This is a genomic window from Sulfitobacter sp. 1A13368, from assembly GCF_043557275.1.
Taxonomy (GTDB): domain Bacteria; phylum Pseudomonadota; class Alphaproteobacteria; order Rhodobacterales; family Rhodobacteraceae; genus Sulfitobacter; species Sulfitobacter faviae.
This window is the reverse complement of sequence record NZ_JBIFFR010000001.1, coordinates 48,178-60,493: the sequence shown is the minus strand read 5'-3', so window position 1 is coordinate 60,493 and position 12,316 is coordinate 48,178. Positions and strand designations below refer to the sequence as shown.

The following is a 12,316-nucleotide window of genomic DNA, read 5'->3' as shown; positions in this document are numbered from 1 at the left end:
ATGAGCGAACAACTGCAGGAACTTGGGGCCTATATCGAAGCCAAACGCCCCGATTGCGTGCTCGGATGGGATGTCACCAAGGGTGAGTTGAACATGGATGTGGCGCTGGCCAATGTCGCCGGGCTTGTCGAGTTCCTCAAAGGTGACCCGACCTGCCGCTTCTCGACTTTGGTGGACATTACGGCGGTGGATTATCCGGGCCGGGCCAAGCGTTTCGACGTGGTTTACCACTTCCTGTCGATGTACCAAAACCAGCGCATTCGCCTGCGCGCCGCCGCGCGGGAGAAGGACATGGTGCCCTCCATCACCGGCGTGCACCCCAGTGCCGATTGGTTCGAGCGTGAAGTCTTTGACATGTTCGGCATCCTCTTTTCCGGCCACCCGGACCTGCGCCGTATTCTGACGGACTATGGTTTCCGCGGGCACCCGCTGCGCAAGGATTTTCCGACCACCGGCTATACCGAAGTGCGCTATGACGAAGGCGCCAAACGTGTGGTCTATGAGCCTGTGAGCCTCGTTCAGGAATACCGCCAGTTCGACTTCATGTCGCCTTGGGAAGGGGCTGATTACATCCTGCCCGGCGACGACAAGTCGGCACCCGACGGTCATGTGAGCAAGGACGCGAAGTAATGGGCGGGCTTTGGTGGCTGATCCTCTCGGCGCTGACCGCCATTCCGATGGTCAAACTGCTGCCGTTCTTCGGCATCAACAAATACTGGGCGGTGGCCTGTCTGATCCCGCTGGGCACGATTGCCCTGCTGTGGTGGATGGGCATGAAGCTGCAAGAACTGGAGAAACGGTAATGGACGGCGACATTCGCACAAAAGCCTTTGACGACGGGTCGACCGACTTTGAGTCCGGCGAGCAGAAGATTCGCAACTTCAACATCAACTTCGGCCCGCAACACCCTGCCGCACACGGGGTTTTGCGTCTGGTGCTTGAGCTTGATGGTGAGGTGGTAGAGCGTTGCGACCCCCATATCGGCCTGCTGCACCGTGGCACCGAAAAACTGATGGAAAGCCGCACCTACCTGCAAAACCTGCCGTATTTCGACCGGCTGGATTACGTGGCCCCGATGAACCAAGAGCACGCTTGGTGTCTGGCCATCGAAAAGCTGACCGACACGGTGGTGCCGCGCCGTGCCTCGCTGATCCGGGTGCTGTTCTCGGAAATCGGGCGCATTCTGAACCACCTTCTCAACATCACCACGCAGGCGCTGGACGTGGGCGCGCTGACGCCGCCGCTCTGGGGCTTTGAAGAGCGTGAGAGCCTGATGATCTTTTACGAGCGGGCCTGCGGCGCGCGTCTGCACGCGGCGTACTTCCGCCCCGGCGGTGTCCACCAAGACCTGCCGCCCGCGCTGCTGGACGATATCGAAGCCTGGTGCGAACAGTTCCTCAAGAAGTTCATGGTCGACATCGATGAGCTGCTGACCGAGAACCGCATCTTCAAACAGCGCAACGTCGACATCGGCATCGTGACCGAAGAGGACATTCTCAACTACGGCTTCAGCGGTGTGATGGTGCGCGGGTCTGGCTTTGCTTGGGACCTGCGCCGCGCGCAGCCCTATGAATGCTACGATGAATTCGACTTCCAGATCCCCGTGGGCAAGAACGGCGACTGCTTTGACCGCTACCTCTGCCGGATGGAAGAGATGCGCCAGTCGACCTACATCATCCAGCAAGCGATCGAGAAGCTGCGCGCCCCCGAAGGGCAGGGCGATGTGCTGGCCCGGGGCAAGATCACCCCGCCATCGCGCACCGCGATGAAGACCGACATGGAAAGCCTGATCCACCACTTCAAGCTTTACACCGAAGGGTTCCACGTCCCCAAGGGCGAGGTTTACTGCGCCGTCGAAGCGCCCAAGGGCGAGTTTGGCGTCTACCTTGTGGCCGATGGCTCCAACAAACCCTATCGCTCCAAAATCCGCGCGCCGGGCTTCTTGCACTTGCAGGCGATGGACCATGTGGCCAGCGGCCACCAGCTTGCCGATGTGGCCGCGATCATCGGCACCATGGACGTCGTCTTTGGAGAGATCGACCGGTGATGCCGCTGGCGTCACCCCGTTTTGAAGAAATTTACGCCGGGGGCATCATTGGCCTCCGCCTGACCATAGGTTCGAACTAATGCTCCGCCGTCTACACCCTGACCAGCCCGACAGTTTTGCCTTCACGCCCGCCAACCAAGAATGGGCCGAAGCGCAAATCACCAAATACCCCGAAGGCCGTCAGGCCAGCGCGATCATCCCGCTTTTGTGGCGCGCGCAGGAGCAAGAGGGCTGGTTGACCCGCCCGGCAATCGAACATGTGTCGGAAATGCTGGGCATGGCCTATATCCGGGGCCTCGAAGTGGCGACCTTCTACTTCATGTTCCAACTGCAACCCGTTGGTTCCGTGGCACATATCCAAGTTTGCGGCACCACCTCCTGCATGATTTGCGGGGCCGAGGATCTGGTCGCCGTCTGCAAAGAGCGTATCGCCGCCAAGCCGCATGAGTTGTCGGCGGATGGGCGTTTTTCTTGGGAAGAGGTCGAATGCCTCGGCGCCTGTTCCAACGCCCCCATGGCGCAGATCGGCAAGGACTATTACGAAGACCTGACCACCGCGCGGCTGAACGAAATCCTTGATGAGTTGAGCGAGGGGCGCGTGCCCGTGCCTGGGCCGCAGAACGGGCGCTATGCCTCCGAGCCTCTGGGCGGGTTGACCAGCCTCACGGATCACGAAAGCGGGCGCACGCAGTATAACGCCAGCGCGCAAGCGGCGGTCGATATCGGCGATACGGTCAAGCGCATCGACGGCACCGAGGTGCCGCTGCTGACCCCATGGCAGCGCAAGCCCGACGCGCCGGAGCCTGAAACCGTGGAAGAGGTCGAAGCCGAAGAGCCGCGTCCCGCCGAGGGCGAAAGCGCCGACAAGACCGGCATCACCGAGCAGGAGGCCGAGGCCGCCTCGAAAAGCAAGCCGCGTTCCAAGCGCGACCCCGCGGGTGAAACCGTCGATGCCGCCGAGGCCGAGACCGACACCCCCGCGACGCCCGGCCAAAAGCCCGCACAGTTGGACGGCCCGCGTGAGGGCGAGGCGGATGATCTGAAAAAGATCAAAGGCGTCGGTCCGAAGCTGGAGCAGATGCTCAACGGAATGGGTTTCTACCACTTTGATCAGATCGCCCAATGGGGCCCTGAGGAGGTCGCTTGGGTCGACCAGAACCTCGAAGGGTTCAAAGGCCGCGTCAGCCGCGACAACTGGGTAGAGCAGGCCGCGCGCCTCGCAGAAGAATAAGACGGAGATTAACAACGGGCCAAAGACGGCACCCACACCACCCCGCAGAGCCATAAGCCGCATCGCCCGCATCAAGGGAGAGAAGGACAGTCATGACGGATATTTCGGAACGAGAAGCCTGCACCAAGCGCTGCTGGTGGCTGGGTGCCGGTGTCGGTTTGCTCGTGGCATTCCTGTTGCTGGCTTTCGGCATCTGGGGTCTGTTGATGTCTATTTTGGCCGGTGTGCTGGTGGCGGTGATCGTGGGCTATCTGGCGATGACCCTGCTGTGCAAAGACGTGCCAGCCGCCGCACCGCAAGACAACACGCGCAGCGCGGCAGCAGCATCGGTTGGAGCGGCACCGACAGCATCGGACAGCGTCTCGCCAGCGGTGGGCACGGTCCCTGCCGGTGACGCGGGCATCGGGGCCGCGCGAAAGGCCAGCACGCCGGTTGAGCCTGTGGCAGAGACACCACCGAATGCGCCCGTGGCCGATACGGCTGCCGTTGAGGCCGCGCCGGATGATGTTGCCGAGGTCGACGTGGCGGGCGAGGAAGAACCCGCCGGAACCTCCGAGGAAACAACGCCGACGCCGCCTGTGGCCGACACAGCCGCCGTTGAAGCTGCCCCGGAACAGGTTGTCGAAGCCGAAGAGGCGCCCGCGGTGGTGACCACCCCGGAAGAGACCGTCGAGACCGCGCCCAAGGGGGCGACAGGCGGCGCATCGACCGATGGCAAACCCGCGCTGCTGGAGGCACCCCGTGCGGGTGGGGCGGATGACCTCAAGCGCATTGGCGGCATCGGGCCGAAGCTGGAGCAGACGCTGAATGAATTGGGCATCTTCCATTTCGACCAGATCGCGGCCCTTGAGGGGGAGGAAATCGACTGGGTCGATTCCCGTCTGCGTTTCAAGGGCCGTATCCGGCGCGATGATTGGATCGGTCAGGCCAAGGCGCTTGCCAGTGACGGCAAGGCCGAGGGCTGATCGGGGTAAGAGAGAGACATGAGCGAAGCCGAAGACAGAGCGCTTGCCCGCAAGGGCCGCACCGCGGGGCTGGTCATTGCCGTGACCATGTGCTTGTGGCTGGCCATGCAATGGGCTGGCCCGGCGCTTGGCCTGCCGGGGCGTTATGCGCTGCTCTTCGACTTTGCTGCACTGGCCGCGCTTTTCTGGGCGATGGTCGTGATATATCAAATGTGGCAGGCCCGCCGGGCCAGCCGTGAGAACCAAAGGTAGGCATCATGCTTCAGGACAAAGACCGCATTTTTACCAACATCTACGGCATGCATGACCGCACCCTGAAAGGCGCGCAGGCGCGCGGCCATTGGGATGGCACCGCCGGGATCATTCAAAAGGGCCGCGATTGGATCGTCGACCAGATGAAAGCCTCTGGCCTGCGGGGCCGGGGTGGGGCGGGCTTCCCCACGGGGCTTAAGTGGTCCTTCATGCCGAAGGAAAGCGATGGCCGCCCGGCATACCTTGTGGTCAACGCCGACGAATCCGAGCCGGGCACCTGCAAAGACCGTGAGATCATGCGCCACGATCCGCATACGCTGATCGAAGGCTGCCTGATCGCCTCTTTCGCGATGAACGCGCATACCTGCTATATCTACCTGCGCGGCGAGTATATCCGCGAGCGCGAAGCCCTGCAGGCCGCGATTGATGAGGCCTATGAGGCCGGTCTGGTGGGCAAGAACGCCAGCAAATCGGGCTGGGATTTCGATATCTACCTGCACCACGGGGCAGGGGCCTATATCTGCGGCGAAGAAACCGCGCTGCTGGAAAGCCTCGAAGGCAAGAAGGGCATGCCCCGGATGAAACCGCCTTTCCCGGCGGGTGCAGGCCTCTACGGTTGCCCGACCACGGTGAACAACGTCGAATCCATCGCCGTGGTGCCGACCATTCTACGCCGTGGCCCAGAGTGGTTCGCGGGCTTTGGCCGCGCCAATAACGCGGGCACCAAGCTCTTTGCGATCTCGGGTCACGTCAATAACCCCTGTGTCGTTGAAGAGGCGATGTCGATCTCCTTTGAAGAGCTGATCGAGACCCATTGCGGCGGCATCCGCGGCGGCTGGGACAACCTCAAGGCGGTGATCCCCGGCGGGTCGTCGGTGCCGTTGATCCCCGGCAAGGACATGCGCGACGCGATCATGGATTTCGACTACCTGCGTGAGCAGCGCTCGGGCCTCGGCACCGCGGCGGTGATCGTGATGGACAACTCCACCGACGTGATCAAAGCGATCTGGCGGCTGTCGAAGTTCTACAAACACGAAAGCTGCGGCCAGTGCACGCCCTGCCGCGAAGGCACCGGTTGGATGATGCGGGTGATGGACCGTCTGGTCTCGGGCGATGCCGAGCCGGAAGAGATCGACATGCTGCTCGACGTGACCAAACAGGTCGAGGGCCACACGATCTGCGCGCTCGGCGATGCGGCGGCTTGGCCGATCCAAGGTCTGATCCGCCACTTCCGCGATGAGATCGAAGATCGGATCAAACACAAGCGCACGGGCCGCGTCAGCGCGGTCGCGGCGGAGTGAAACCCTGCGCGGCGGCGGGCCTTACCGGCTTGACGCTTGACGCAGGAGCGGCGATAGCGGGCGCGCGTCAGGCGCGTCCGTCCACAACAGGCGCGGGGCGGTCGGCAAGGCCGAGGCCCATGGCGCATCGGAGTAGGTCTATGAAATATGCTTTGACGGTTCTGACGCTCAGCGCCCTGCTGGCGGGCTGCGCCAATGATGGCGAGCGGATTGCCTTTGACGGGCAGTATTTCAACACCAAACTACGCAAGGTCGACGGCCAGCGGGATGTCTTTCAGGTGACGGTCAAGGACGCCGGCAAATCCATCGACGGCGCCCGTGCAGCGGCGCGCTATGAGGCGGTGAAATACTGTGTCGGCAACTACGGCAACTCGAAAATCGACTGGACCTTTGGCCCCGATGCCCCGGCAAGCGCGCTGCGGTTCGATGGCGGGGCGCTGACCTTTCAGGGCCACTGCCCACAGTGATCGCATCGGCGACATATCGCGGGCCTGCGGGTCTTTGCGGCGGTGATATTGAATATCACGGCCTGCAATCTCCATCTGTCAGACGGGCCGTTCCGGCCCGCTGCTTGAAGGAGAATTGATATGCGCACCCTGATGATCGCCGTGATGGGCCTGAGCCTGACCGCCGCCACCGTGACACCGGTCGCCGCCAAACCGCCGCTGCGCGAGGTGGCTGCCATCGACGATGCGCTCTTGGACATGGGCGTGGCCGACATCATCCGTAAGAACTGCCCCGACATCAGCGCGCGGATGCTGCGCGCGGTCAAGATGGCTTGGGACCTGAAAGGCAAGGCGGGCGATCTGGGCTACTCCGACGCCGAGATCGACGCCTATATTGATAGTGACGCTGAAAAAGCGCGCATGAGAGCGCGGGGCGCCGCGTTTTTCAAGGCCAAGGGGGTCGATACTTCGGACCCGCAAAGCTATTGTGCGCTTGGACGCGAAGAGATTCAAAAATCGAGCCGGATCGGTTCGTTACTGAAGGCAAAGTGAGCTTATGAGCGATATCCGCAAGATCATCATCGACGGTAAGGAAGTCGAAGTCGAAGGGGCGATGACGCTCATTCAGGCCTGCGAGCAGGTCGGCATCGAAGTGCCGCGCTTCTGTTACCACGAGCGTCTGTCGATCGCGGGCAACTGCCGCATGTGTCTTGTGGAAGTCGTCGGCGGGCCGCCCAAGCCCGCCGCCTCCTGCGCCATGCAGGTGCGCGACCTGCGCCCCGGTCCCGAGGGCCAGCCGCCGGTCGTGAAAACCAACTCGCCCATGGTCAAGAAGGCCCGCGAAGGCGTGATGGAATTCCTGCTCATCAACCACCCGCTCGATTGCCCGATCTGCGACCAGGGCGGTGAGTGCGACCTGCAGGACCAGGCGATGGCCTACGGCGTCGACTTCTCGCGCTACCGCGAGCCCAAGCGCGCGACCGAAGATCTCGATCTCGGCCCGCTGGTGGAAACCCATATGACGCGCTGTATCTCCTGCACCCGCTGCGTGCGCTTCACGACCGAGGTCGCGGGCCAGCACGTCATGGGCCAGACAGGCCGCGGCGAGGATGCGGAGATCACGACCTATCTCGGCGCGCTGATCGACAGCAACCTGTCGGGCAATATCATCGATCTTTGCCCGGTGGGCGCGCTGGTGTCCAAACCCTACGCCTTTACCGCGCGTCCGTGGGAACTCAGCAAGACCGAGAGCATCGACGTGATGGATGCGCTCGGCTCCAACATCCGCGTCGACACCAAGGGCCGCGAAGTGATGCGCTTCCTGCCGCGCAACCATGACGGCGTGAACGAGGAGTGGATTTCCGACAAGACCCGCTTCGTTTGGGACGGTCTGCGCCGCCAGCGTCTTGACACACCTTACATCCGGGAGAACGGCAAGCTGCGCAAAGCCAGCTGGCCCGAGGCGCTGAATGCCGCCGCCGCCGCGATGAAGGGTAAGAAGCTGGCCGGTCTCATTGGCGATCTGGCCCCGGTGGAGGCGAGCTTCGCGCTGAAGCAGTTGATCGAAGGGCAGGGCGGTGTTGTCGAATGCCGCACCGATGGCGCGAAACTGCCCGCGGGCAACCGTTTCGGCTATGTCGGCAACGCCCGGATCGAAGATCTGGACAGCGCCAAGATGATCCAGCTGATCGGTTGTAACCCGGCGGTCGAAGCACCCGTGTTGAACGCGCGCATCCGCAAGGCGTGGACCAACGGTGCCGAGATCGGCCTGATCGGCGAGGCGGCCGATCTGACTTATCCGCATCACCATCTGGGCAACGACCGCGCGACGCTCGACAAGCTGATGGGCAGCGACTTCGACGAAGTGTTGGAGCAGCCTTCGGTGATCGTCGTCGGGCAGGGCGCCCTGCGCGAAGCCGATGGTTCGGCGGTTCTGGCGAAAGCGATGGAACTGGCCGAGAAGACCAAGAGCAAGCTGATGGTCCTGCACACCGCCGCCTCGCGCGTCGGTGCCATGGACATCGGTGCCGTGGCCGAAAACGGTATGGACGACGTGAACGCGGCAGAGGTGATCTACAACCTCGGTGCCGACGAGATCGAGATCGGCGAAGGCCCCTTCGTGATCTACCAAGGCAGCCATGGCGACCGCGGCGCACACCGTGCCGACATCATCTTGCCGGGTGCTGCCTACACCGAGGAGCCGGGGCTGTTCGTCAACACCGAAGGCCGTCCGCAGCTGGCGCTGCGCGCAGGCTTTGCACCGGGGCAGGCGAAAGAGAACTGGGCGATTCTTCGGGCGCTTTCGGCTGAGATGGGCGCGCAACTGGGCTATGATTCCATTGCCGAGCTGCGCCGCAAGCTGACCGAGGCCGTGCCGCATCTGGCGAATGTCGATGAGGTGCCGGAAAACGAATGGAACGCGCTGCCTGAGGGCAAGCTGGGCGATGCGTCTTTCGCGCCTGCGGTGCGTGACTTCTATCTCTCCAACCCGATCGCGCGGGCCAGCCAGTTGATGGCGGAACTGTCGGCACTGGCCGCCGCGCGCCGGGCCGAGCCGATGGCGGCGGAGTGAGAACAATGGCGTTGGCCCCCTTGATGCTACTGGCCGCCTGCGAACCGCAGGTGCCGGTGGCCGAGGATTTTATCCCCGATTACAAGGGGGTCGAAACCCAGCTTTTGGACGGGGATTTGGTGCAATTCAACGTGGCGATGACCAAGGCGCTTTCGGCGCAGGACGTGTCGGACTACGCCGAATGCGCCGCCGCGCAATACACGCTGATCCGGGGCTACGGTTTTGCGCGTCATGTGCGGACAAATGTGAGCGAAGAGGGTGGCATATGGCGGGCAGATGCTGTTTACACAATCTCGCCGAGCCTGCCCAAAGGCTTGAAGACAATTGATGCCGAAGTGACCGCGTTTCAATGCGCGGAACGCGGCATTCCGACGGTGTGAGGACTTATGGCTGATTTCTTTTACAACACCTATCTGGGCATCGGCCTGCTGACGGTTGGGCAGGTGTTGCTGCTGGTGGTGCCGCTGCTGCTGGCGCTGGCCTTCCTCATGTATGCCGACCGCAAGATCTGGGCCGCCGTGATGATGCGCCGCGGCCCCAACGTTGTGGGCGTCTTCGGCCTGCTGCAGAGTTTTGCCGACTTCCTCAAATATATCGTTAAGGAAGTGGTGGTTCCGGCGGGCGCAGACAAGGGGGTTTTCTTCCTTGCGCCGATGATTTCCTTTGTGATGGCGATGATCGCCTGGGCGGTGATCCCGTTTAACGACGGCTGGATCCTGTCGGACATCAACGTGGCGATCCTCTATGTCTTCGCCGTCTCCTCGCTTGAGGTTTACGGCGTGATCATGGGCGGTTGGGCGTCGAACTCGAAATATCCCTTCTTGGGTTCTCTGCGCTCCGCCGCGCAGATGATCTCTTACGAAGTGTCGATCGGTCTGATCATCATCGGCGTGATCCTCTCGACCGGTTCGATGAACTTCTCGTCCATCGTGGCGGCGCAGGACGGCGACTGGGGCCTGTTCAACTGGTACTTCCTGCCGCATTTCCCGATGTTGATCCTGTTCTTCATCTCGGCGCTGGCGGAGACCAACCGCCCGCCCTTCGACCTGCCGGAAGCAGAATCGGAACTCGTCGCGGGTTACCAGGTGGAGTACTCCTCGACCCCGTTCCTGCTGTTCATGATCGGCGAGTTGGTGGCCGTGGTGCTGATGTGCGCGCTGGTGTCGCTGATGTTCTTCGGTGGCTGGCTGTCGCCGGTGCCGTTCCTGCCCGATGGCTTCTTCTGGATGTTCATCAAGATGCTGATGGTCTTCTTCATGTTCGCCATGGTGAAGGCTATCACGCCGCGCTACCGCTATGATCAGCTGATGCGGCTGGGGTGGAAAGTCTTCCTTCCCTTCTCGCTCTTCTGGGTGGTCTTCGTGGCATTCGCTGCAAAATTCGATTGGTTCTGGGGCATCTACGCCCGCTGGACCGTAGGGGGCTGATATGGCTGCGACTGATTACACCCGCGCCGCGAAATATTTCCTGCTGGCGGATTACGCCAAGGCGTTCATGCTGGGGATGCGCTATTTCTTTGCGCCGAAAACCACGCTGAACTACCCGCATGAGAAGGGGCCGCTGTCGCCCCGCTTCCGTGGCGAACACGCGCTGCGCCGGTATCCCAATGGGGAGGAACGCTGCATTGCCTGTAAGCTTTGCGAAGCGATCTGCCCTGCGCAGGCGATCACCATCGACGCCGAAGCCCGCGAAGACGGCAGCCGCCGCACCACGCGCTATGACATCGACATGACCAAATGCATCTACTGCGGTTTCTGCCAAGAAGCCTGCCCGGTGGATGCCATCGTCGAAGGCCCGAACTTCGAGTTCTCGACCGAGACCCGCGAAGAACTCTACTACGACAAGGCCAAGCTTTTGGACAACGGCGAACGCTGGGAAGCCGAGATTGCCCGCAACCTCGAAATGGACGCGCCCTACAGATGAGCGACCCCAAGAACCCTTTTGATGCGATGATGAAGCAAGCGCAGGAGATGGCGAAAGCCTTTCCAGCGATGGATGCTTTTTCGCCAAAAGGGTTCGAGGCGATGATGGGCACCATGCCGAAGGAAATGATGGATTTCTGGTTCGGCGACACGGTCAACAAAGGCGGGCTGGACGCGCGGACACGGCTGCTTCTGACCCTAGCCGGGCTGACCATGCAGGGCGCGCAGAATGACATGGCCCTTCGCCAAACCGTGCGCCACGCGCGCGAGGCGGGGGCCACGAAACAACATATCGTCGAGACGATCAGCCAGATGTCGGTCTTTGCCGGGCTTCCCGCGATGACCCGGGCGCTGGAACTGGCGCAATCGGTCCTAGACGAAGAAAAAGATACCAAGAAGGAAGACGGCGCATGACGGTCTTTTCATTTTACCTCTTCGCGATCAGCGTCATCACCGGCGGGCTGTTCACGGTTATCAGCCGCAACCCGGTGCATTCGGTGCTTTGGCTGATCCTGTCCTTCCTTTCGGCGGCGGGGCTCTTTGTTCTGCTCGGCGCGGAGTTCGTGGCAATGCTGCTGGTCATCGTCTATGTGGGCGCGGTGGCGGTGCTTTTCCTCTTCGTCGTCATGATGCTCGACGTGGACTTCGCCGAACTCAAGGCCGAGATGGCGCGCTACATGCCCTTGGCCTTGCTGATCGGGCTGGTGATTTTGATGCAATTCGTCATGGCCTTTGGCGCATGGGAGCAGAGCGCGGCGGCGGAGAGCCTGCGGGCCAATGCGATTGATCCCGCGCGGTTCAACACCGAAGCCCTCGGCCTGCTGCTGTATGATCGTTACTTCCTGCTGTTCCAACTGGCGGGGCTGATCCTGCTGGTGGCGATGATCGGGGCGATCGTGCTGACATTGCGTCACCGCAAGGACGTGAAGCGCCAAGACGTGGTGGCCCAGATGATGCGCGACCCGGCCAAGGCGATGGAACTGCGCGACGTGAAGTCAGGGCAGGGCCTGTAACAGACGGAATTTTTTGAAAATTCCGGGGCCGTTCTCTTTGAAAGAGAACGGCTGAACCAAGAGAGAGAAGGGACGTCGAAATGTCGAGAACAACAATCGTGGTACTGGTCGTGGTGTTGATCGTCGTGTTTTTCGGCGGCTACAGCTTTATCGGCTAAAGCATCGGCAATCCCGGTGGCAGCCGGGGCAAAGTGATACTAAAAGCCCCGTTAAATGGGGCGCGACCAAAGCCCATCAAAGGGCGGGAACGTAAGGGACGACATGATCGGACTTGAGCATTACCTGACAGTGGCGGCGACGCTGTTTGTCATCGGCATCTTCGGGCTATTCCTGAACCGCAAGAACGTGATCATTCTGCTGATGAGCATCGAATTGATGCTGCTTGCGGTGAACATCAACCTCGTCGCCTTTTCCAGCTTCCTTGGTGATCTGACGGGGCAGGTCTTCACGCTTTTCGTGCTCACCGTCGCTGCTGCCGAGGCTGCCATCGGCCTCGCCATTTTGGTCTGTTTCTTCCGCAACCGTGGCTCGATCGCGGTGGAAGATGTCAACGTGATGAAGGGCTGA

At 61.8% G+C, this 12,316-nt stretch carries 16 protein-coding genes; all 16 read left to right on the top strand.

What is annotated here, in order from left to right:
- A complete protein-coding gene (locus tag ACGYK4_RS00335) occupies positions 1–630 on the top strand; it encodes an NADH-quinone oxidoreductase subunit C (RefSeq protein ID WP_136720172.1) in 630 nt (209 codons plus the stop codon).
- Positions 630–803, top strand: a complete 174-nt coding sequence (locus ACGYK4_RS00330) for a hypothetical protein (RefSeq protein WP_169306047.1) — start codon at positions 630–632, stop codon at positions 801–803. The genes ACGYK4_RS00335 and ACGYK4_RS00330 overlap by 1 nt, the downstream gene beginning before the upstream one ends.
- Positions 803–2,047: an NADH-quinone oxidoreductase subunit D gene (locus ACGYK4_RS00325; protein ID WP_067263416.1), complete on the top strand. Its 1,245-nt coding sequence runs from the start codon at positions 803–805 to the stop codon at positions 2,045–2,047. Before ACGYK4_RS00330 ends, ACGYK4_RS00325 begins: the two co-directional genes overlap by 1 nt.
- 79 nt (positions 2,048–2,126) lie before the next feature.
- Entirely contained in the window at positions 2,127–3,278 is a 1,152-nt protein-coding gene (locus tag ACGYK4_RS00320) for an NADH-quinone oxidoreductase subunit E (RefSeq protein WP_394433566.1), read from the top strand.
- 92 nt (positions 3,279–3,370) lie between these two features.
- The gene (locus ACGYK4_RS00315; protein ID WP_394454675.1) at positions 3,371–4,243 is read left to right on the top strand and encodes a hypothetical protein; all 873 of its coding nucleotides are present in this window, start codon (positions 3,371–3,373) and stop codon (positions 4,241–4,243) included.
- 18 nt (positions 4,244–4,261) lie between these two features.
- Entirely contained in the window at positions 4,262–4,495 is a 234-nt protein-coding gene (locus tag ACGYK4_RS00310) for a DUF5337 domain-containing protein (protein ID WP_067263425.1), read from the top strand.
- 5 nt (positions 4,496–4,500) lie between these two features.
- Positions 4,501–5,796 carry an NADH-quinone oxidoreductase subunit NuoF gene (nuoF, locus tag ACGYK4_RS00305; RefSeq protein WP_209218008.1) on the top strand — a complete coding sequence of 432 codons (1,296 nt, stop codon included), beginning with the start codon at positions 4,501–4,503 and terminating at the stop codon, positions 5,794–5,796.
- Between the two features lie 140 nt (positions 5,797–5,936).
- Positions 5,937–6,263 (top strand): hypothetical protein, encoded by a 327-nt coding sequence (locus ACGYK4_RS00300; RefSeq protein WP_394433572.1) that lies wholly within the window; start codon positions 5,937–5,939, stop codon positions 6,261–6,263.
- A gap of 120 nt (positions 6,264–6,383) precedes the next feature.
- Positions 6,384–6,794 carry a DUF5333 domain-containing protein gene (locus tag ACGYK4_RS00295; protein WP_271693446.1) on the top strand — a complete coding sequence of 137 codons (411 nt, stop codon included), beginning with the start codon at positions 6,384–6,386 and terminating at the stop codon, positions 6,792–6,794.
- A 4-nt stretch (positions 6,795–6,798) separates the two neighbouring features.
- The gene (nuoG, locus tag ACGYK4_RS00290) at positions 6,799–8,814 is read left to right on the top strand and encodes an NADH-quinone oxidoreductase subunit NuoG (RefSeq protein WP_394454674.1); all 2,016 of its coding nucleotides are present in this window, start codon (positions 6,799–6,801) and stop codon (positions 8,812–8,814) included.
- Positions 8,815–8,819: 5 nt separating this feature from the next.
- Positions 8,820–9,194, top strand: a complete 375-nt coding sequence (locus ACGYK4_RS00285; RefSeq protein WP_067263450.1) for a hypothetical protein — start codon at positions 8,820–8,822, stop codon at positions 9,192–9,194.
- Between the two features lie 6 nt (positions 9,195–9,200).
- Positions 9,201–10,241 carry an NADH-quinone oxidoreductase subunit NuoH gene (gene nuoH / locus ACGYK4_RS00280; protein WP_394440813.1) on the top strand — a complete coding sequence of 347 codons (1,041 nt, stop codon included), beginning with the start codon at positions 9,201–9,203 and terminating at the stop codon, positions 10,239–10,241.
- A 1-nt stretch (position 10,242) separates the two neighbouring features.
- Positions 10,243–10,737 (top strand): NADH-quinone oxidoreductase subunit NuoI, encoded by a 495-nt coding sequence (gene nuoI / locus ACGYK4_RS00275; protein WP_067263454.1) that lies wholly within the window; start codon positions 10,243–10,245, stop codon positions 10,735–10,737.
- Positions 10,734–11,150, top strand: coding sequence for a carboxymuconolactone decarboxylase family protein (locus tag ACGYK4_RS00270; RefSeq protein ID WP_093926559.1), 417 nt, complete (start codon positions 10,734–10,736; stop codon positions 11,148–11,150). Before nuoI ends, ACGYK4_RS00270 begins: the two co-directional genes overlap by 4 nt.
- Positions 11,147–11,749 carry an NADH-quinone oxidoreductase subunit J gene (locus tag ACGYK4_RS00265; RefSeq protein WP_067268146.1) on the top strand — a complete coding sequence of 201 codons (603 nt, stop codon included), beginning with the start codon at positions 11,147–11,149 and terminating at the stop codon, positions 11,747–11,749. The genes ACGYK4_RS00270 and ACGYK4_RS00265 overlap by 4 nt, the downstream gene beginning before the upstream one ends.
- Positions 11,750–12,010: 261 nt before the next feature.
- The gene (gene nuoK / locus ACGYK4_RS00260) at positions 12,011–12,316 is read left to right on the top strand and encodes an NADH-quinone oxidoreductase subunit NuoK (RefSeq protein WP_007119508.1); all 306 of its coding nucleotides are present in this window, start codon (positions 12,011–12,013) and stop codon (positions 12,314–12,316) included.